19 protein-coding genes are annotated in these 19297 nt (G+C 58.3%); 8 read left to right on the top strand and 11 right to left on the bottom strand.

Features of this window, described 5'->3' with window-relative positions; genetic code table 11:
* The first annotated feature begins 37 nt into the window (after nt 1-37).
* A complete protein-coding gene (ybaK, locus tag AB4N98_RS06960) occupies nt 38-508 on the top strand; it encodes a Cys-tRNA(Pro) deacylase (protein ID WP_017526348.1) in 471 nt (156 codons plus the stop codon).
* 73 nt (nt 509-581) lie between these two features.
* Here the strand turns inward: ybaK and AB4N98_RS06955 are convergent, their stop codons facing one another.
* Entirely contained in the window at nt 582-1691 is a 1110-nt protein-coding gene (locus tag AB4N98_RS06955; RefSeq protein ID WP_017526349.1) for an ABC transporter ATP-binding protein, read from the bottom strand.
* Nucleotides 1688-2608 carry an ornithine carbamoyltransferase gene (argF, locus tag AB4N98_RS06950; RefSeq protein WP_017526350.1) on the bottom strand — a complete coding sequence of 307 codons (921 nt, stop codon included), beginning with the start codon at nt 2606-2608 and terminating at the stop codon, nt 1688-1690. The genes AB4N98_RS06955 and argF overlap by 4 nt, the downstream gene beginning before the upstream one ends.
* Nucleotides 2609-3041: 433 nt before the next feature.
* Between argF and AB4N98_RS06945 the strand changes: the two genes are divergently transcribed.
* Nucleotides 3042-5150 (top strand): molybdopterin oxidoreductase family protein, encoded by a 2109-nt coding sequence (locus tag AB4N98_RS06945; RefSeq protein WP_460149328.1) that lies wholly within the window; start codon nt 3042-3044, stop codon nt 5148-5150.
* Nucleotides 5151-5236: 86 nt separating this feature from the next.
* Nucleotides 5237-5575, top strand: a complete 339-nt coding sequence (gene grxD, locus AB4N98_RS06940; protein WP_065877199.1) for a Grx4 family monothiol glutaredoxin — start codon at nt 5237-5239, stop codon at nt 5573-5575.
* Nucleotides 5576-5655: 80 nt separating this feature from the next.
* Here the strand turns inward: grxD and bfr are convergent, their stop codons facing one another.
* Together bfr and AB4N98_RS06930 are read right to left on the bottom strand one after the other, a co-directional pair.
* Entirely contained in the window at nt 5656-6126 is a 471-nt protein-coding gene (gene bfr, locus AB4N98_RS06935) for a bacterioferritin (protein ID WP_017526353.1), read from the bottom strand.
* A gap of 201 nt (nt 6127-6327) precedes the next feature.
* On the bottom strand, nt 6328-6546 hold the full coding sequence (locus AB4N98_RS06930) for a bacterioferritin-associated ferredoxin (protein WP_017526354.1): 219 nt from the start codon (nt 6544-6546) through the stop codon (nt 6328-6330).
* A 244-nt stretch (nt 6547-6790) separates the two neighbouring features.
* Here AB4N98_RS06930 and AB4N98_RS06925 point away from each other — a divergent pair, with 244 nt between their 5' ends.
* Nucleotides 6791-7393 carry a peroxiredoxin gene (locus AB4N98_RS06925; protein WP_003172097.1) on the top strand — a complete coding sequence of 201 codons (603 nt, stop codon included), beginning with the start codon at nt 6791-6793 and terminating at the stop codon, nt 7391-7393.
* A gap of 162 nt (nt 7394-7555) precedes the next feature.
* Here AB4N98_RS06925 and rnt read toward each other — a convergent pair whose 3' ends face one another.
* Both rnt and pyrC read right to left on the bottom strand, forming a co-directional pair.
* Nucleotides 7556-8230 (bottom strand): ribonuclease T, encoded by a 675-nt coding sequence (gene rnt, locus AB4N98_RS06920; RefSeq protein ID WP_017526355.1) that lies wholly within the window; start codon nt 8228-8230, stop codon nt 7556-7558.
* Complete coding sequence (gene pyrC / locus AB4N98_RS06915; protein ID WP_017526356.1) at nt 8227-9273, bottom strand: dihydroorotase; 1047 nt, start codon at nt 9271-9273, stop codon at nt 8227-8229. The genes rnt and pyrC overlap by 4 nt, the downstream gene beginning before the upstream one ends.
* Nucleotides 9274-9429: 156 nt before the next feature.
* On the opposite strand from pyrC, the gene AB4N98_RS06910 reads away from it, so the two are divergent.
* The 3 genes from AB4N98_RS06910 (at nt 9430) to AB4N98_RS06900 (ending at nt 12949) form a co-directional block, all read left to right on the top strand.
* Entirely contained in the window at nt 9430-10338 is a 909-nt protein-coding gene (locus AB4N98_RS06910; RefSeq protein ID WP_017526357.1) for a flagellar protein MotY, read from the top strand.
* Nucleotides 10339-10491: 153 nt separating this feature from the next.
* Nucleotides 10492-11709: an argininosuccinate synthase gene (locus AB4N98_RS06905; protein WP_012722490.1), complete on the top strand. Its 1218-nt coding sequence runs from the start codon at nt 10492-10494 to the stop codon at nt 11707-11709.
* Between the two features lie 607 nt (nt 11710-12316).
* A complete protein-coding gene (locus AB4N98_RS06900) occupies nt 12317-12949 on the top strand; it encodes a response regulator transcription factor (RefSeq protein WP_017526358.1) in 633 nt (210 codons plus the stop codon).
* 83 nt (nt 12950-13032) lie between these two features.
* Here the strand turns inward: AB4N98_RS06900 and AB4N98_RS06895 are convergent, their stop codons facing one another.
* The 4 genes from AB4N98_RS06895 to metG form a co-directional block, all read right to left on the bottom strand.
* Nucleotides 13033-13212, bottom strand: coding sequence for a PA3496 family putative envelope integrity protein (locus AB4N98_RS06895; protein WP_017526359.1), 180 nt, complete (start codon nt 13210-13212; stop codon nt 13033-13035).
* Between the two features lie 107 nt (nt 13213-13319).
* Nucleotides 13320-13958 (bottom strand): endonuclease III, encoded by a 639-nt coding sequence (gene nth / locus AB4N98_RS06890; RefSeq protein WP_017526360.1) that lies wholly within the window; start codon nt 13956-13958, stop codon nt 13320-13322.
* Nucleotides 13959-14006: 48 nt separating this feature from the next.
* Nucleotides 14007-14966, bottom strand: a complete 960-nt coding sequence (gene rsxB / locus AB4N98_RS06885) for an electron transport complex subunit RsxB (RefSeq protein WP_065877196.1) — start codon at nt 14964-14966, stop codon at nt 14007-14009.
* A 158-nt stretch (nt 14967-15124) separates the two neighbouring features.
* Nucleotides 15125-17176, bottom strand: a complete 2052-nt coding sequence (metG, locus tag AB4N98_RS06880; RefSeq protein WP_017526362.1) for a methionine--tRNA ligase — start codon at nt 17174-17176, stop codon at nt 15125-15127.
* 171 nt (nt 17177-17347) lie between these two features.
* Here metG and apbC point away from each other — a divergent pair, with 171 nt between their 5' ends.
* Nucleotides 17348-18442, top strand: a complete 1095-nt coding sequence (gene apbC / locus AB4N98_RS06875) for an iron-sulfur cluster carrier protein ApbC (RefSeq protein WP_460149327.1) — start codon at nt 17348-17350, stop codon at nt 18440-18442.
* A gap of 494 nt (nt 18443-18936) precedes the next feature.
* Here the strand turns inward: apbC and fdxA are convergent, their stop codons facing one another.
* Nucleotides 18937-19260, bottom strand: coding sequence for a ferredoxin FdxA (gene fdxA / locus AB4N98_RS06870; RefSeq protein ID WP_003172109.1), 324 nt, complete (start codon nt 19258-19260; stop codon nt 18937-18939).
* Nucleotides 19261-19297: the final 37 nt, after the last annotated feature.

Here is a 19297-nt window from a genome sequence, read left to right as displayed (position 1 = left end):
TAGAATCGGCCCTCTGTTTGTCTCGCCTGGAGCCTTCATGACCCCTGCATTGGATTTGTTGAAAAAAGTTCGTGCCGAACATCGTATCCACAGTTATGAACACGATCCCAAGGCGGCTTCGTATGGCCTGGAGGCTGCGGAAAAATTGGGCCTGGACCCGGCGCACGTGTTCAAGACGCTGCTGGCGAGCAGCGAGAAGGGCGAATTATTGGTGGCGGTAGTGCCGGTCGTCGGAAGTCTGGATTTGAAAGCGCTGGCGCATGCGGCTGGCGTGAAAAAAGTCGAAATGGCCGACCCGGCGGCGGCGCAGCGCTCTACGGGCTATCTGTTGGGCGGCATCAGCCCGTTGGGGCAGAAGAAGCGCCTGCGCACGTTTATCGATGAAACGGCGCAGCCGTTGGCGACGATTTACGTGAGTGCGGGGAGGCGGGGGTTGGAGGTGGAGCTGTCGGCGCAGGTGCTGGCTGAACATACCCAGGCTAAATTCGCAGAAATTGGCCGGGCATAATCCAGGCTACTGGAGATCCAGTGTGGGAGGGGGCAAGCCCTCTCCCAGATTTCGCCCCGGTTTCTTCAAATACTCAACTGACCGGGCTGTAGCGCCGTACGCCTGACTCGGAACGAGGTACTTGCGCCGCGACGCTGCCTGATGCCTGGAACAGCACCAAATGCTCAGCCGCCACACGGATCCCCACATCGGCGCCGACCTGATGGTCCGCATGGCTGGGGAAAATCGATTCCAGCTGCGCGCCGGTCGGCAGTTGCAAACGGTACAACGTGGATGCGCCAAGGAAGGTTTTGCCGACGATCCGTGCTTTCAAGGCGCTGTCCGGCGCATAAACAATGTCGTCCGGGCGTAACAGCACATCCACTGCGCCACCGGTGGGCCAGGTATAGGCGCGATTGCCGCGCAGGTCGCCCAGTTCGGTACTCACGGATTCAGGCGAGCTCAACTGCCCACGAATGAAGTAGCCCTGGCCGATAAAACTGGCGACATACGGCGTCTGCGGTTCGTGATAGAGGTTGTAGGGCGTGTCCCATTGCTCGAGTCGACCCTCCTTGAAAACACCCACCTGATCGCTGACGGCGAACGCTTCTTCCTGGTCGTGGGTAACCAGGATCGCACTGGTACCGCGCGCCTTGAGAATGTCACGTACCTCATGGCTGAGCTTGCGCCGCAGTTCGCCATCAAGGTTGGAAAAAGGTTCGTCCAACAACAGCAGTTGCGGCTCCGGCGCCAGGGCGCGGGCGAGGGCGACACGTTGTTGCTGGCCGCCCGAGAGTTCATGGGGGAAACGCTTGCCCAGGTTCTTCAGGTTGACCAGTTCCAGCAACTCGGCGACCACGCGCTCCTTTTGCGGATGCTTGCGGATGCCGAACGCGATGTTGTCGGCCACGCTGAGGTGAGGAAACAGCGCGTAGTCCTGGAACACCATGCCGATACGACGTTTCTCGGGAGCCAGGGTAAAACCGGCGCTGGAGATCACTTCGCCGGCCAGGCTGATTTCGCCTTCATGCACCGGCTCAAAGCCCGCGATGGCACGCAGCGTGGTGGTCTTGCCACAGCCCGAGGACCCGAGCAGGCAACCGATGTCACCTGCGTTGAGGTGCAGGTTGAGGTTTTGCACCACCCGTTGGTCTTGATAGCCGCATGCCAGATTGCGCAGGTTCAGCAGTAATGGATGGCTCATGCGTGGTGGTACGCCGGTTCGACGAGGAATTCGAGCAGGGCCTTTTGGGCGTGCAGGCGGTTTTCGGCCTGGTCCCAGGCGACTGAACGCGGGTCGTCGAGCAGGTCGAGGCTGATTTCTTCGCCACGGTGGGCAGGCAGGCAGTGCATGAACAACACGTCCGGCGCGGCCGTGTCGAGCAGGGCGCGCGTTACCTGGTACGGCGCAAAAAGTGCCAGGCGCTTGGCGGTTTCGTCCTCCTGACCCATGGAGGTCCAGACGTCGGTGCTGACCAGATGGGCACCCACGACGGCATCTTTCGGATCGCGCAACAACTGCACGCGCCCATCGGCCTTGGCCATGAACTCGGCATTGGGCTCGTAACCCTCAGGGCAGGCGATGCGCAGGTGGAAGTCGAACTGGATCGCCGCTTCTATATAGCTGTTGCACATATTGTTGCCGTCGCCGATCCAGGCCACGGTCTTGCCCTGAATGGAGCCACGGTGTTCGAGGAAGGTTTGCATGTCGGCCAGCAGTTGGCAGGGATGCAGGTCATCGGACAGGCCGTTGATCACCGGCACGCGCGAGTTGGCGGCAAATTCGGTCAGGTTGCTGTGAGCAAAGGTACGGATCATTACCGCATCGAGCATGCGCGACATGACGATGGCGCAGTCGCTGATCGGCTCGCCACGACCCAGCTGGGTGTCGCGCGGTGACAGGAAGATGGCCTGGCCACCGAGTTGGATCATGCCGGCTTCGAAAGACAGGCGGGTGCGGGTGGACGATTTCTCGAAAATCATCCCGAGAACGCGGTTTTTCAAGGGCTCGAACAGTACGCCGCGGTTACGCAGGTCTTTAAGCTCAATGCCTCGACGAATCACGCCGACCAGCTCTTCGGGCGTGCAATCCATCAGGGAGAGAAAGTGCCTTGCGCTCATCATTAACTACCTTTTTGCAACAGACCGCAGATACTCAAAGCCTTGTTTATTGTGACAACGGGCGAGACCTGCGGCGAAAGCCGCACGGGGCGACGAAATAGGGGAAGACGCGATATTGACATTAAATGTCGCGTCTTACCAATAGGGCTACGTTTTTAGGGGTGTTCAAGAAGGGCGCGAGAGCGCTTTTGAAGACGATTTCCTGACAGCAGCGAGCCATTTGTACACTGGCCTCGCAACCTTTTGCAATGCGCGGCGGCGGGCCTGGGCCAGGCTGCGTCGGTTTCGGGGGCTGTGCGCGCGGTTCTGTAACATTTGCTCACGCTTGCCCATGGCCTGGCCTGATGCCTGTGGATTCACACGGCGAACGATGCTGGTGCGTCTCAGGGGCGCGGCCCATAGTGAGGCCAAAGCCCCTATAAAGAGACTGGCCATGACCAAGACTCTCCATCACCGTGCATGCCATCTGTGTGAAGCCATCTGTGGCCTGACCCTGGAAACCACCCGCGCCGAAGATGGCAGCCTGGCGATTACTTCGATCAAGGGCGACCCTCAAGACACATTCAGCCGTGGCCACATCTGCCCCAAGGCCGTGGCCTTGCAGGATATCCAGAATGACCCGGACCGGCTGCACCAGCCCATGCTGCGGGTGGGCAGTGACTGGCGGCCGATCGCCTGGGACGAGGCGTTTGCCCTCGTGGCCGAGCGTCTTGCGGGCATCCAGGCTCGGCACGGGCAGAATGCGGTGGCGGTGTACCAGGGCAACCCCAGCGTGCATAACTATGGGCTGATGACCCACAGCAATTACTTCCTCGGCCTGCTCAAGACGCGCAACCGGTTTTCCGCAACCTCCGTAGACCAATTGCCTCATCACCTCACCAGTCATCTGATGTACGGCCATGGCCTGTTATTGCCGATCCCGGATATCGATCACACCGACTTTATGCTGATCCTGGGCGGCAACCCGTTGGCGTCCAACGGCAGCATCATGACCGTGCCGGATGTGGAGAAACGGCTCAGGGCGATCCAGGCCAGGGGCGGCAAAGTGGTCGTGGTCGACCCACGGCGCAGCGAGACGGCGGCGATTGCCGACCAGCATCTGTTTGTGCGACCGGGTGGCGACGCGGCGCTGTTGTTCGGGCTGCTCAACACCTTGTTCAGCGAGAACCTGACGCGCGACACTCATTTGTCGGTTGAGGGGCTGGATGATGTGCGCCGTGCGATCGCCGGGTTCACGGCCCAAGCCATGAGCCACCAGTGTGCCGTGCCCGCCGAGCAGATCCGCCAGTTGGCACGGGATTTCGCCGCTGCGGACAAGGCCGTTTGCTATGGGCGCATGGGCGTCTCAACGCAGGCATTTGGCACCTTGTGTCATTGGCTGGTGCAACTGATCAACCTGGTCACCGGCAACCTGGACCGGGTCGGCGGCGCGCTGTGCACCTCTCCGGCGGTGGACCTGGTGGCTTCCACCGGCGGCGGGCATTTCAATCGCTGGCAGAGCCGCGTGTCCGGGCGTCCGGAATATGGTGGCGAATTGCCGGTGTCGGCCCTGGCCGAAGAAATGCTCACCGAAGGCGAAGGGCAAATCCGCGCCTTGGTCACGGTGGCAGGCAATCCGGTGTTGTCGACGCCCAATGGTCGCCAATTGGAGCAGGCCCTGGATGGGTTGGAGTTCATGGTCAGCGTCGACCTGTACATCAATGAGACGACGCGCTATGCCGACCTGATTTTGCCGTCCACATCGGCGCTGGAAAACGATCACTACGACACCACGTTCAACATGTTTGCGGTGCGCAATGTCACGCGCTTCAATAGGGCGATCCTGCCTAAACCTGATGGCGCTTTGCATGATTGGGAGATCTTTGTCGGTCTGGCCAAGGCGTTCGCGGCGCAGACCGGCGTGGCGCTCAAACCCACCATGCCTCCGGCACAGATGATCGATTTCGGACTGCGCGCCGGTGTGTACGGGGATGCGTCCAGCCATAAATTGTCGGTGGCGATGCTGGCCGACCATCCTCATGGTGTGGATTTGGGCGCGCTGCGTCCCAACCTCTGTGCGCGTTTGAAAACGGCGAACGGCAAGGTACAGGCGGCACCGTCTGTGATTCTCGCCGACCTGGCACGTTTTGCCGCGCAGCCGGTGCCGGTGGCCGACGAGTTGCTGCTGATTGGCCGTCGTCACGTGCGCAGCAATAACTCCTGGATGCATAACTACCATCGGCTGGTGAAGGGCAAGCCTCGGCATCAATTGCTGATGCACCCCGACGACCTTGCCCGCCGCCAATTGAGCGATGGCCAGCGGGTGCGCGTCAGTTCGCGCATCGGCATGGTCGAGGTAGAGGTGATGGCGAGCCTGGATATGATGCCCGGCGTGGTCAGCTTGCCCCATGGCTGGGGGCACGGCCGCCCGGGGGTGCAGATGAGCATTGCCAGGGGGCAGCCGGGAGCAAGCGCCAATGACCTGACCGATGAACGGCAGTTGGATGAGCTTTCGGGCAACGCGGCCCTGAATGGTGTGCCAGTGCAAGTGGCGGCGGCTTGAGGTGGCTGAGCACCCTGCTGGAATTTTGCGTTACAATGCGCCACCGTGCCGACCCGTGAGTCGCAAAGTTCCTGCAGAGGTGTTCCATGGATATCATCGAAACGATCAAAGAGCAGATTGCCAATAACACCATTCTGCTTTACATGAAGGGCGCTCCTAACGCTCCTCAGTGCGGTTTCTCCGCGAAGGCGTCCCAGGCTGTTATGCAGTGCGGCGAGAAGTTCGCTTACGTGGATATCCTGCAAAACCCTGAAATCCGCGCCAACCTGCCCAAGTACGCCAACTGGCCGACTTTCCCGCAACTGTGGGTGGCGGGTGAGCTGGTCGGCGGCAGCGACATCATTACCGAAATGGCGGCTGATGGTTCGTTGCAAGCGTTGATCAAAGACGCAGCGACAAAAGCGGCAGGCAAGACTGAAGCTTGATGCTGTTGTAAAAGGCCACGCAATAAAAAGCCCCGCTTCTCATACGAGAGCGGGGCTTTTTTGTACCTGTGGGCGAAGGGTTATTCACCCATCTGCGATTGCAGGTAATTTTCCAGCGTTACCTTGTCGATCAGGCCCAGTTGGGTCTCCAGCCAGTCGATATGTTCTTCCTGGTCTTCCAGGATATCTTCCAGCAGTTCGCGGCTGCCGAAGTCGCCTTGGGCTTCGCAATGCGCGATGGCGGCCTTGAGGTCGCTGTGGCTCTTGCGTTCAAAGCCCAGGTCGCTGCCGATCATTTCCTGGGTGTGCTCGCCGATATTCAGTTTGCCCAGGTCCTGCACGTTCGGCAGGCCTTCCAGGAACAGGATGCGTTTGATCAGCGCGTCCGCGTCTTTCATGGCCTTGATCGATTCTTTGTATTCGCGCTTGCCGAGCTTTTCCAGGCCCCAATCGTCATACATGCGTGCATGCAGAAAGTACTGATTGATCGCGACCAGTTCATTGGCAAGGATTTTGTTGAGTTGCTGGATGACTGAGATGTCGCCTTTCATGACTGGGGTCCTGCCCTGTAATAGCTGTGTATAGGGCGGAGTTTGAGCGGCGAAAACCTTAGTGTCAAACCTAAGTTATTGAATAATAAATGAAAATTAATCGGAATAAGAATGTTTGTGTTCCGCGTCTTGGCGCTAACTAATTGAATTACAGGCATAAAAAAACCGGACACTAAGTCCGGTTCTTTAAAACACGCGTTATCAGGCGTGTGTAAATTCAGTTGAATAGGGGAGCGCGGCCTGGGCTGTCTGCAGCTGCGTCAGGGTTTCCCGTACCACTTGCTTGGCGAGGCAAGCACATTTACCACACTGGCTGGCAACGCCGGTGGTTTCACGCACTTCCTTGTAGCTGCAGCAACCTTCGTAGATTGCTTCGCGGATTTGTCCGTCGGTGACGCCGGTACACAGGCACACATACATAAGGGAGAACCGTCGCGGGTTTAAGGCTTAAGTGCGATGGATCTTAATGTTAACGAGAATGATTGTCAAAGTAGATTCGTAGGCTATTTACCGCCATCGCCCTCGCGCTGACGAACGGTTTTTTCCGTGTATGATGGTCGGTCTTCACGAAGCGTGACTGCGTCACAGGCCTGTCGCTTAAACGCGGCAGACTCATGACCGGTCCTTTTACTTCAATCGTCACCCCTGCATCAGGAGATACCCAATGAGCGTACTCGTCGGCAAACAAGCCCCGGATTTCGACGTACCGGCCGTTCTCGGCAATGGCGAAATCGTCGACAGCTTTAAACTGTCCGAAGCCATCAAAGGCAAATACGGCCTGGTGTTCTTCTACCCACTGGACTTTACCTTCGTCTGCCCTTCGGAGCTGATCGCTCTGGACCACCGCATGGACGATTTCAAAGCGCGTAATGTTGAAGTGGTTGCCGTTTCCATCGACTCCCATTTCACTCACAACGCCTGGCGTAACACGGCCATCAACGATGGCGGCATCGGCAAAGTCAAATACACCATGGCTGCCGATATGAAGCACGACATCGCCAAGGCCTACGACGTTGAGTCCGAAGGCGGCGTGGCATTCCGTGGCGCGTTCCTGATCGACGACAAGGGCGTTGTGCGCTCGCAGATCATCAACGACCTGCCGCTGGGCCGTAACATGGAAGAGCTGATCCGCCTGGTCGACGCCCTGCAATTCCACGAAGAGCACGGCGAAGTCTGCCCGGCCAACTGGAAGAAAGGCGACAAGGGCATGAACGCTTCGCCGGAAGGTGTTGCAGCCTACCTGACCGAGAACGCCGGCAAGCTGTAAGCCGGATTCAAGGTAAAAAAAACCGGCCTGTGAAGGCCGGTTTTTTGTGGGAGGGGGTTTGCTCCCGATTGCAGTGCATCAACCCATGGATACATCACCGACACGCCGCCATCGGGAGCAAGCTCCCTCCCACATTGGGTACGCGGCGCGTTCAGGAGACTCTCAGTCGTTGAAGTCTTCCCAGCCGCCCATCTGTTTCCAGCGGTTGACGATGCCGCAGAACAGCTCCGCAGTCTTCTCGGTGTCGTAGCGGGCCGAATGGGCCTCGCGCCCGTCGAAGTCGATACCGGCTGCCTGGCAGGCTTTGGCCAGTACAGTCTGGCCGTACGCCAGACCGGCGAGGGTCGCGGTGTCGAAGCTGGAGAATGGGTGGAACGGGTTACGCTTCATGTCCAGGCGCGCCACGGCGGCATTCAGGAAACCCAGGTCGAAGCTGCTGTTATGCCCGACCAGGATCGCGCGCTTGCAGCCGTTGGCCTTCAGCGCCTTGCGCACGCCACGGAAGATATCGGCCAGGGCCGTTTCTTCACTTACCGCCATGCGCAGTGGGTGATCGAGCTTGATGCCGGTGAATTCCAGGGCTGCGGCTTCGATGTTCGCGCCTTCGAACGGCTCGACGCGGAAGAAGTGGGTGTGTTCTGGGTACACAAAGCCCTGTTCATCCATGCCGATAGTGGTGGCGGCAATTTCCAGCAGGGCGTCGGTGGCGCAATTGAACCCACCGGTTTCTACGTCAATAACGACCGGCAGGTAGCCGCGAAAACGTTCGGCCATCGGGTGGCGCGAGCCGCCGCCGCCGCCGTGTTCCTGGTCGTCGTCGTAATGGTCTTCACTCACTTGGTTTCCTCCAGCAGGCGCCAGCGCAGTGTTTCACCGGCGCGCAGCGGGATAACGGTCAGCTCGCCAAAGGGCAGGCTGGCAGGGGCGGTCCAGTCTTCACGGACCAGGGTAATGCGGTCGGTATTCGCCGGCAGGCCATAGAACTTCGGGCCGTTGAGGCTGGCGAAACCTTCGAGTTTGTCCAGTGCATTGCGTTGTTCGAACGCTTCGGCGTACAGCTCGATGGCGGCGTACGCGGTGTAGCAACCGGCACAGCCGCACGCGGCTTCCTTGGCGTGTTGAGCGTGGGGCGCGGAGTCGGTGCCGAGGAAGAACTTCGGATTGCCGCTGGTCGCGGCATCCAGCAAGGCCACTTGGTGGGTGTTGCGCTTGAGGATCGGCAGGCAATAGAAATGCGGCCGAATCCCGCCCACCAGCATGTGGTTGCGGTTGTAGAGCAGGTGGTGCGCGGTGATGGTCGCGCCGACGTTGGCCGAAGCCTCGGTGACGAATTGCACGGCATCGGCGGTGGTGATGTGCTCGAACACCACCTTCAAGGTCGGGAACAGCTCGACCACACGGCGCATATGCTCGTCGATGAAGACCTTCTCGCGGTCGAACACGTCCACGTCGCCACGGGTAACTTCACCGTGGATCAGCAGCGGCATGCCCACTTCAGCCATGGCTTCGATGGCCGGCAGGATTTTATCGATGCTGGTTACGCCGGAGTCGGAGTTGGTGGTCGCGCCGGCCGGGTACAGCTTGGCGGCGTGCACAAAACCGCTGGCCTTGGCCTGGCGAATTTCTTCGGGCTGGGTGCGATCGGTCAGGTAGAGCACCATCAACGGCTCAAAGCGGCTGCCGGCCGGTCGTGCAGCGAGGATTCGCTGGCGATAGGCGTCGGCTTCAGCGGCATTGCGTACCGGTGGTACCAGGTTAGGCATGATGATGGCGCGGCCAAACGTACGCGCAACATCGGCCACGGTTTGAGGTAACGCAGCACCATCGCGAAGATGAATATGCCAGTCGTCGGGACGCAGCAGGGTCAGGCGGTCGGACATTGGGGATTCCAGGCGGGTCAATCTGGTGGGAATGCTACCGGAAAAGACTCTTGCAGGCACTCGCTATCAAGTTTTGCAGGATGCATCCGATAGCCTTTCGTATGCCTTATCGATGTATGACGCTTTGAAGTGTTGTAGAAACCAGTGGAGCCTCCCGTGCGCCAGCATTATCTAGCCCTGCTCAGTGTGTTCGCCAGCCTGCCTGCGATGGCCCTCACGTTCCAGACACGTCTGGAGAACATTGAGTGGAAGGTGGAAGGCGACAAGTTCGAGTGCCGACTGACCCAGCCGATCACCGACTTCGGTTCGGGTGAGTTCGTACGCCGGGCCGGTGAGCAAGCGACTTTCCGTCTGAAAGCCTATGGCGGCTCGCTGGGCGCCGGGTCGGCCACCCTACTGGCCGCTGCTGCTCCCTGGCAGCCGGGGCGTGGCGACATCAACCTCGGTGCCGTGCGCGCCGGCAGTGGCGATGTGCTTTTTAACAGCTCCCAGGCTCAGGCTGGTCGCCTGTTCAATGGCTTGCTCGAAGGGCGCTCGCCGACTGTTCGGCATTATGCGCGTGAGGGCGGCTACTCGGAAATTCGCCTGTTGCCGGTCAAGTTCAACAAGGCCTACAGCGATTATCAGCTGTGCACCGCCAAGCTGTTGCCGATGAATTACGATCAGGTCAAGCAGACCGAAGTCGGCTTCCCCGGCGGCGGTATCGAATTGGATGCAGCGGCCAAACAGAAATTGTCGGTGATTCTCGAATTCATGAAGGCGGATCCAACCGTCAACCATATCGAGTTGAACGGTCATTCGGACAACAGTGGCAACCGCCTGAGCAATCGCGATGTGTCGCGTCGTCGCGCATTGGCGGTGATGGATTACTTCAAGGCCAACGGCATTCAGGAATCCCAGGTCACCCTGCGTTTCCATGGCGAAAGCTACCCCTTGGTGCCCAACACCAATGCCGCCAACCGGGCCCGCAACCGCCGTGTGAATATTCAGCTTGAGCGGGTAGCGGCTCCGGAGAAACCGGCTCCCCAGGCCAGTGGCCCGAGCAATCCTGCGCACACTTCATAACGGCAGTCATAAGTGCGCTCGTAGCGTGCGACCATCGGTCGCCCGCTCGACATAATCTGTCGCTTTATCTTCATTTGCTGTCGCGCCCCTGTAAAACCACGGTTTTGGTCGGTAGAATCGACGCCTTTCCGTACAACCCCGTGGAGTGATGGCATGGCCGACGTAAACAAGGTCGTTCTCGCGTATTCCGGCGGCCTGGACACTTCGGTGATCCTCAAGTGGCTGCAGGATACTTATAACTGTGAAGTGGTGACCTTCACCGCTGACCTGGGTCAGGGCGAAGAGGTCGAGCCAGCACGTGCCAAGGCGCAAGCCATGGGCGTGAAAGAGATCTACATTGACGACCTGCGCGAAGAGTTCGTCCGCGATTTCGTTTTCCCGATGTTTCGCGCCAACACCGTCTACGAAGGCGAGTACCTGCTGGGTACCTCCATCGCACGTCCGCTGATCGCCAAGCGCCTGATCGAAATCGCCAATGAAACCGGTGCTGACGCTATTTCCCATGGCGCTACCGGTAAGGGTAACGACCAGGTGCGTTTCGAACTGGGCGCCTATGCTCTCAAACCAGGCGTGAAAGTAATTGCACCTTGGCGTGAATGGGACCTGCTGTCCCGTGAAAAATTGATGGATTACGCTGAAAAGCATGCGATCCCGATCGAGCGCCACGGCAAGAAGAAGTCCCCGTACTCGATGGACGCCAACCTGCTGCACATCTCCTATGAAGGCGGCGTGCTGGAAGACACCTGGACCGAGCACGAAGAAGACATGTGGAAATGGACCGTCTCTCCGGAGAACGCTCCAGACAAACCGCAGTACCTGGAACTGACCTACCGCAACGGCGACATCGTGGCACTGGACGGCGTCGAAATGACCCCGGCCACCGTGCTTGCGACCCTGAACCGTATCGGCGGCGAACACGGCATCGGCCGCCTCGACATCGTCGAGAACCGTTACGTGGGCATGAAGTCCCGTGGTTGCTACGAAACCCCGGGCGGCACCATCATGCTGCGCGCTCACCGCGCCATCGAGTCCATTACCCTGGATCGTGAAGTGGCTCACCTCAAAGACGAGCTGATGCCCAAGTACGCCAGCCTGATCTACACCGGCTACTGGTGGAGCCCTGAGCGTCTGATGTTGCAACAGATGATCGATGCCTCCCAGGCCCACGTGAATGGCGTTGTGCGCCTGAAGCTGTACAAGGGCAATGTGATTGTCACCGGGCGTAAGTCCGATGATTCGCTGTTCGATGCCAACATCGCCACTTTCGAAGAGGATGGCGGTGCTTACAACCAGGCGGACGCAGCTGGTTTTATCAAGTTGAATGCCTTGCGCATGCGCATCGCTGCCAACAAAGGCCGCTCGTTGTTCTGATTGTTGTATCCGCAGTGAAGGATGGCCCCTTAAAAGGGGCCATTTTTTTTGGCCGAAAGCCTTGGATAAATACGCGTTGTTTATCCATTTAATGATTGCTCAAGTTCGTGTGGGACCGATTTTGTATCGGCCCTAAAGCGGGTTGTTTTAAAGGGGAATGAATTTTTACACCTGTGTAGGAACTGGTCTTACAGAAAGTTCACTTATGAAACTGTGGTGAGTCTATTTGCCGCTGAAAGTTCTGTAGGAAACAAGGATCTAATAAATATGTTAAAGGGAACTGAAACACACTATTTGTTTTCACGCGGTCCCGCTCCTGAATGCCCCGTGCAGCAGGGTTTGCCTGAACGCCATGCGCGGCGCGTTTACCGCCGCCCCTTAATCGTCGGGTCATTTCCCTCAAAATATGTAAGCCCCCGGAAAGGTCTGAAAGGCTCTGTAAAGCAAGACACATCTGAGTCGGCGTTTTTTTGTAGGGCATTTCTTTTATCTCTGTGGGTTACGTCTCTGCTTGCTGTTGCTCGGGGGGGAACGCTATGCCAACTAGGAAACGACTAGGCTATTGTGTTTGCTCTAAATAATTCGAACAGCGAAATTGGACTTTCTCATGAATAAAGTGCTGATCGTGGATGATCATCCCGTCATTCGTCTTGCTGTGCGTATGCTAATGGAACGTCATGGTTATGAGGTCGTTGCCGAGACCGACAACGGTGTCGACGCGTTGCAACTTGCACGGGAGCATATGCCGGACATTGTTATATTGGATATTGGGATTCCCAAACTCGATGGCCTGGAGGTTATTTGCCGGCTGTCTTCAACCAAACAATCTGTGCCGTTCAAGGTGCTGGTGCTGACCTCTCAGGCTCCTGGCCATTTTTCCATGCGGTGCATGCAGGCAGGCGCTGCCGGCTACGTGTGCAAACAACAGGACCTGACCGAGTTGCTGAGTGCGATCAAGGCTGTTCTATCAGGCTACAGCTACTTTCCAAACCAGGCGCTCAATTCCGTGCGCTCCACCATGGGCAACGCCAGCGAAGCCGATATGGTCGAGCGCCTTTCGGGCAGAGAGATGATGGTGTTGCAACAATTGGCACGGGGCAAGACCAACAAGGAGATCGCCGACGGTATGTTCCTCAGCAACAAGACCGTCAGCACCTACAAGACTCGCCTGTTGCTCAAGCTCAATGCTCGGTCGCTGGTTGACTTGATCGAGTTGGCGCAGCGTAACGGACTGGTATAGGGGTGACGCAACTCCCCGAATAACCAGGGCAACCGGCAGAAAAAAGCCTCCGTCAGGGAGGCTTCCGGTCGTTGGTCGCTTGTTCAGAGGTCGAAGTCGTAATCGGCCAATTGTTTTTGCAAGCGTCGCTCTTCCAGAAGATTGTCGATGGTGCGGCGTTTGCTTAGATTGGTTTTTGCCACCTCTACAGGGGCTTCTGCCACATCGTCATCCGACTCAACGAGGTCGTCTTCTACTTCCAGTTGTTCCTTGCCAGTGCTCATAAGGTTAACTCCAGGCTAAGACTGCCGTTGGCGCTCCTTATAACGAGAATTGATGAAGCGGTAAAAAAGATTTTTTCAATCGACTCATCGAAAAAGTTAATGATCGCTCAATCGTCGGACGTCTTGTCCTTGTATTCGCACAGGTCTTCGATGCGGCAACTCCCGCAACGTGGCTTGCGGGCTTGGCAAACGTAGCGCCCATGAAGAATCAGCCAATGGTGGGAGTCCAGCAGATAGGGTTTGGGCACGAACTTCATGAGCTGCTTTTCTACTTCCACCACGTTCTTGCCGCGAGCGATACCGGTACGGTTGCTCACCCGGAAAATGTGCGTGTCCACGGCCATGGTCAGTTGCCGAAACGCGGTATTGAGTACCACATTGGCGGTCTTTCGCCCCACACCCGGCAACGCTTCCAGCGCTTCGCGCGTTTGCGGTACTTCACTGCCATGCCGTTCTATCAATAGGCGGCAGGTCTCGATGACATTCTTGGCCTTGCTGTTGTACAGGCCGATGGTCTTGATGTATTGCGACAAACCCTCCACACCCAAGGCATAGATCGCCTCTGGCGTATTGGCGACGGGATACAGCTTTGCGGTGGCCTTGTTGACGCCAACATCCGTGGACTGCGCCGACAGAATTACCGCAATCAGCAACTCGAACGGTGACGAGTAGGCGAGTTCGGTCTTGGGTTCCGGATTGTCTTCGTGAAACCGGCGGAAAATTTCCAGACGTTTTGCGGCATTCATGGGGCGCAGGGGTCCTTACGCTCGATCAGCGTTGTATCGAGTAGTGGGTCAAGCACCATGGGTATCTACCTGGCGCTGTGCTTCATCCAATCGGTGTTGCGCTTGGGCCAACTGTTGCGGGTCGGCATGCTGATCCTGGGCTTTTTTCAGCTCGGCGCGGCGCATAGCCAGCTGAATCTTGGCGCGTTTTAGATCGGCATTACTGGAGGGCGGCGTCGGCGTGATTGTATGGCTCGCCTCTAGGGCGGCCAGTGCCTGCTCCGACGTTTCGAACTGTTGCTGTAGCGCAATCAATTGCGATTGTTGCTCAAAGGTCGGTGGATGCCCAAACGCCTTCAAGGACTTGTGCAACTGGGCGCGGCTCATCGCGACATTGATCTTGGCTTTCTTTACCGCCGCGTCCCGGGCAGCCTGTGCTTCGTCAAGTTGAACGGGCTCTATCGCCGGCGATCGCTTGAGCCTGGCAAGGCGCTCGGCCAATTTGTGTTCTTCTTCCTGGTGTAGGCGCGCGTTACGTTGTTCGAAGCGCTGCCGTGCGCGGTTGCGCTTGAAATCGCGTTGGCGGCGCTCCTCGTCGCTCTTCGCCAGGCCGCCCACAATCGCCAGGACTGTCGTTGGTGGGCGCATTTCGATGCAGTCTACCGGGCAGGGCGCTACGCACAGGTCGCAGCCCGTGCACTCGTCGATGATCACTGTGTGCATCAACTTGGCCGCGCCGACGATTGCGTCCACCGGGCACGCCTGGATGCACTTGGTGCAGCCGATGCATTCAGCTTCACGGATATACGCCACCTGTGCAGGCGCCTCGCCCCGGGTTGTATCCAGCTTCAGTACCGGCACGCTCAGCAACTGCGACAACCCGATAATGGTTTCCTGGCCGCCCGGCGGGCACTTGTTGATCGCCTCACCCTGGGCAATACCCTCGGCGTAAGGCCTGCAGCCCGGATGCCCGCATTTGCCGCATTGGGTCTGTGGCAGGAGCGCGTCGATACGTTGAATGAGGTTCATGCGTTGGTCATTGCGTTGAAACCCAGGAGCGTCACCCGAGTGATGACAATCCCCAGGGCATGCCGGTTAAACAAACAGAACCTGATTATCCGGCAACCAAGAGAGGGGCACTAGCTGAAAAGCCCTGTCGCCGAGACGACAGGGCTGTTGGGCAGGGCTTACTTGATGCGCTGGCCCGGCTTGGCGCCGCTGTCAGGGCTCAGCAGGTAGATCTCTTCACCGCCGGGGCCGGCCGCCATCACCATGCCTTCGGAAATACCGAACTTCATTTTCCGAGGCTTGAGGTTGGCGATCATCATGGTCAGGCGACCATCGAGTTTGGACGGGTCCGGATAAGCGCTTTTGATTCCGGAAAATACGTTGCGTTGCTCGTCACCGATATCCAATGTCAGGCGCAGCAGCTTGTCGGCACCTTCCACGGCTTCGGCCTTGACGATCAACGCGACGCGCAGGTCCACGGCGGCAAAGGCGTCGAACTCGATTTCTGGAGAAATCGGGTCCTTGGCCAATTCACCATTACCTGCCGGTGCCGTCGAGCCGGTATCGGTCTGGCTGGCAACCAGGTCTTCTTTCGAGGCGTCGGTCATGGCCTGGACTTTTACCGGGTCAATACGGGTCATCAGCGGCTTGAACTCGTTCAACGTGTGATTGCTGAGCAAGGTGGCGTGGTCGTTCCAGGTCAACGGCGCCACATTCAGGAACGCTTCGGCGTCGGCGGCCAGCAACGGCAACACCGGCTTGAGGAAGATCACCAGTTGGCGGAATAGGTTGACGCCGGTGGCGCAGATCGCCTGGACTTCAGCCTGCTTGCCTTCCTGCTTGTTCAACGACCACGGTGCCTTGTCGGCGATCCAGGCGTTGGCGCGGTCAGCCAGGCCCATGATTTCGCGCATGGCGCGGGCGAAGTCGCGTGCTTCATAGGCGTCGGCGATGCTTGGCGCGGCGGCCAGGAACGCGTCGGTCAGTTCCGGCGCAGCGTTTTCGGCGACCAGTACACCGGCGTTACCCTTGTGGATAAAACCAGCGCATCGGCTGGCGATGTTGACGACTTTGCCCACGAGGTCCGAGTTGACCTTCTGTATGAAGTCTTCCAGGTTCAGGTCCAGGTCATCGACGCCACGGCCCAGCTTGGAGGCGTAGTAGTAGCGCAGGTATTCAGGCGACAGGTGGTCCAGGTAGGTGCGCGCCTTGATAAAGGTGCCGCGCGACTTGGACATTTTCTGACCGTTGACCGTCAGGTAGCCATGCACGTTGATGCCGGTCGGCTTGCGGTAGCCCGAGCCTTCGAGCATCGCCGGCCAGAACAGCGCGTGGAAATTGACGATGTCCTTGCCGATGAAGTGGTACAGCTCGGCGGTGGAGTCTTTGCCCCAGAACGCATCGAAGTCCAGCTGCGGCGTACGCTCGCACAGGTTTTTGAAACTGGCCATGTAACCGATCGGCGCGTCCAGCCACACATAGAAGTACTTGCCCGGCTCACCCGGGATCTCGAAGCCGAAATACGGCGCATCGCGGGAGATGTCCCACTGCTGCAGGCCACTGTCGAGCCATTCGGAGAGTTTGTTGGCGACGGCGTCCTGCAAGGTGCCGCTGCGGGTCCAGGTTTGCAGCATTTGCTGGAAATCCGGGAGCTTGAAGAAGAAGTGCTGGGAGTCCTTGAGCACCGGCGTGGCGCCGGAAATCGCCGACTTCGGATCCTTCAGGTCGGTCGGTGCGTAGGTGGCGCCGCATTTTTCGCAGTTGTCGCCGTACTGGTCTTCGGTGCCGCATTTCGGGCAGGTGCCCTTGATGAAGCGGTCGGCCAGGAACATTTTCTTTTCCGGGTCGAAATACTGGGTCACCGAACGCTGGTCGATGTGCCCCGCTTCCTTCAATCGCAGGTAGATCTGGCTCGACAGCTCGCGGTTTTCTTCGCAGTGGGTCGAATGGAAGTTGTCGAAGTCCACCAGGAACTCGGCAAAGTCGGCGCTGTGTTCAGCCTGCACGTTGGCGATCAGTTGTTCCGGGGTGATGCCTTCCTTTTCGGCGCGCAACATGATGGCCGAACCGTGGGCGTCGTCCGCGCAGACATAGATGCATTGGTTGCCGCGATGTTTCTGGAAACGCACCCACATATCGGTCTGGATGTACTCAAGCATATGGCCAAGATGGATGGAACCATTGGCATAGGGCAGGGCGCTGGTGACGAGGATCTTGCGTGGCTCGGACATGGGGCTCGGCTACTTGATGAAACGGAGGTCGGCCACTATAAAGCGCCGGCGGATATATTTCACCCCGTGGCGCTGTTTCCGAATCTTCCGAACCTTCGAAAGCATGCCGTTAATTCGCCGGAACGGTTAGGATAGCCGCCTGTTTCAGTCAGTCTTTTTCGGGAGTAGCTCATGAGCGCCGTGAATCGCGCAGCGGTGGAAGCCGTTCTTCGCCAGTACACCGACCCCTATTTGAACCAGGACCCGGTCAGTGCCGGCTGTGTGCGTGGCATCGAGGTCCAGGGCGATCAGGTGTCAGTGCAAATGGAACTGGGCTACGCCGCCGGCTTGTTCAAGAGCGGCTGGGCGCAGATGCTGCAAATGGCCATCGAAAACCTCGACGGCGTGCGCTCGGCCAAGGTTGACATTCAATGCGTGATCGCGCCGCACAAGGCCCAGGCGCAGATCCCGGGCCTGGCCAACGTTAAAAACGTTGTCGCGGTGGCGTCCGGCAAGGGCGGCGTGGGTAAATCCACCACAGCGGCCAACCTGGCGCTGGCCCTGGCCCGTGAGGGTGCGCGCGTGGGCATCCTCGACGCGGACATTTACGGGCCCAGCCAGGGCGTGATGTTTGGCATTGCCGAAGGCACGCGGCCCAAGGTCAAGGACCAGAAGTGGTTCGTGCCGATCGAGTCCCTGGGCGTGGAAGTGATGTCCATGGCCTTCCTCACCGACGACAACACGCCGATGGTGTGGCGTGGGCCGATGGTGTCCGGGGCGTTGCTGCAATTGGTCACCCAGACCGCGTGGGGCGACTTGGATTACCTGGTGATCGACATGCCGCCAGGCACTGGTGATATCCAACTGACCCTGGCGCAGAAAGTCCCGGTGGCCGGCTCCGTGGTCGTGACCACCCCTCAAGACCTGGCGCTATTGGACGCGAAAAAGGGCGTTGAGATGTTCCGCAAGGTCAACATTCCGGTGTTGGGTGTGGTGGAGAACATGGCCGTGCACATCTGCTCCAACTGCGGTCACGCCGAGCATCTGTTCGGTGAAGGTGGTGGCGAAAAGCTGGCGACCCAGTACGGGGTGGAACTGTTGGCCTCGCTACCGTTGTCGATGCAGATTCGCGAACAGGCTGACGGCGGTAAGCCAACGGTGATGGCAGAGCCGGATAGCCAGATCGCCCTGATTTATCAGGAACTGGCTCGTCATGTGGGCGCGCGGATCGTGTTGCAGGAAGCCGCTGCCCCGGCGATGCCGACGATTACCGTCAGCGACGACTGAGATTGTTTAAGGTAAAAGGCCTCGACAGTGTCGGGGCTTTTTTACGCCTGGCAGAGGGGCAATGTGCGCTGATTACCCCTTTACGCAATTGTTCGTGTAAGCAATGGCTTACTTTTTCGTAAGCGTTTGGGGTTTTTATTCGCCGTATCCGTCTCGAAATTGCGAACGTGTTTTCTATCTTATTGAAATATAAGAATTATTTTCTGGTGTCTAAGCGGGTAAGCCCATCAGTGCGCTGGTAGCATCTCGTTGAACTTCCCTTGGAACTCTCTAACATCAGCCCTGTGTCCACGGATTGGCACGGCCATCACGGAACGATGGTTCAAGGAATATCGCGGGATGCGATTCATCAGGATGATGAAAAGGAATACAGGGACTAGGGAAAAAATGTGGGCGGGTCATACCGCCCCTTTTTTCGCCTGTAGGAAAGTGAACGCAGGCACCAGAATGCAAAAAAGGCCCTTGAGGGCCTTTTTTTGTTGGGCAGCGGCGTTTTAGCGCTCTAGTTGCTCAATCTTATTGGGTTTGCCATCCCACTCAGCGGCATCCGGCATCGGATCTTTGCGCTCGGTGATGTTCGGCCACACTTCTGCCAGCTCGACGTTCAACTGGATGAACTGTTCCATACCCGCAGGCACTTCGTCCTCGGAGAAAATCGCAACGGCCGGGCATTCTGGCTCACACAGGGCGCAGTCAATGCACTCGTCCGGGTGGATAACCAGGAAGTTCGGGCCTTCGTAGAAGCAGTCCACCGGACACACTTCTACGCAGTCGGTGTACTTGCACTTGATGCAGTTGTCGGTGACGACGAAGGTCATTTCTAATTTTCTCCTCAGGCGGCGGCAGCGAAACCCT

The organism is Pseudomonas sp. S3_E10, assembly GCF_054667615.1.
This window is presented reverse-complemented; position numbering and strand designations above follow the sequence as displayed.

Coding starts and splice junctions, on each gene's coding strand:
- ybaK (WP_017526348.1), top strand. CDS start 38: ATGACCCCTGCATTGGATTTGTTGAAAAAAGTTCGTGCCGAACATCGT.
- AB4N98_RS06955 (WP_017526349.1), bottom strand. CDS start 1,691: ATGAGCCATCCATTACTGCTGAACCTGCGCAATCTGGCATGCGGCTAT.
- argF (WP_017526350.1), bottom strand. CDS start 2,608: ATGAGCGCAAGGCACTTTCTCTCCCTGATGGATTGCACGCCCGAAGAG.
- AB4N98_RS06945 (WP_460149328.1), top strand. CDS start 3,042: ATGACCAAGACTCTCCATCACCGTGCATGCCATCTGTGTGAAGCCATC.
- grxD (WP_065877199.1), top strand. CDS start 5,237: ATGGATATCATCGAAACGATCAAAGAGCAGATTGCCAATAACACCATT.
- bfr (WP_017526353.1), bottom strand. CDS start 6,126: ATGAAAGGCGACATCTCAGTCATCCAGCAACTCAACAAAATCCTTGCC.
- AB4N98_RS06930 (WP_017526354.1), bottom strand. CDS start 6,546: ATGTATGTGTGCCTGTGTACCGGCGTCACCGACGGACAAATCCGCGAA.
- AB4N98_RS06925 (WP_003172097.1), top strand. CDS start 6,791: ATGAGCGTACTCGTCGGCAAACAAGCCCCGGATTTCGACGTACCGGCC.
- pyrC (WP_017526356.1), bottom strand. CDS start 9,273: ATGTCCGACCGCCTGACCCTGCTGCGTCCCGACGACTGGCATATTCAT.
- AB4N98_RS06905 (WP_012722490.1), top strand. CDS start 10,492: ATGGCCGACGTAAACAAGGTCGTTCTCGCGTATTCCGGCGGCCTGGAC.
- AB4N98_RS06900 (WP_017526358.1), top strand. CDS start 12,317: ATGAATAAAGTGCTGATCGTGGATGATCATCCCGTCATTCGTCTTGCT.
- AB4N98_RS06895 (WP_017526359.1), bottom strand. CDS start 13,212: ATGAGCACTGGCAAGGAACAACTGGAAGTAGAAGACGACCTCGTTGAG.
- nth (WP_017526360.1), bottom strand. CDS start 13,958: ATGAATGCCGCAAAACGTCTGGAAATTTTCCGCCGGTTTCACGAAGAC.
- rsxB (WP_065877196.1), bottom strand. CDS start 14,966: ATGAACCTCATTCAACGTATCGACGCGCTCCTGCCACAGACCCAATGC.
- metG (WP_017526362.1), bottom strand. CDS start 17,176: ATGTCCGAGCCACGCAAGATCCTCGTCACCAGCGCCCTGCCCTATGCC.
- apbC (WP_460149327.1), top strand. CDS start 17,348: ATGAGCGCCGTGAATCGCGCAGCGGTGGAAGCCGTTCTTCGCCAGTAC.
- fdxA (WP_003172109.1), bottom strand. CDS start 19,260: ATGACCTTCGTCGTCACCGACAACTGCATCAAGTGCAAGTACACCGAC.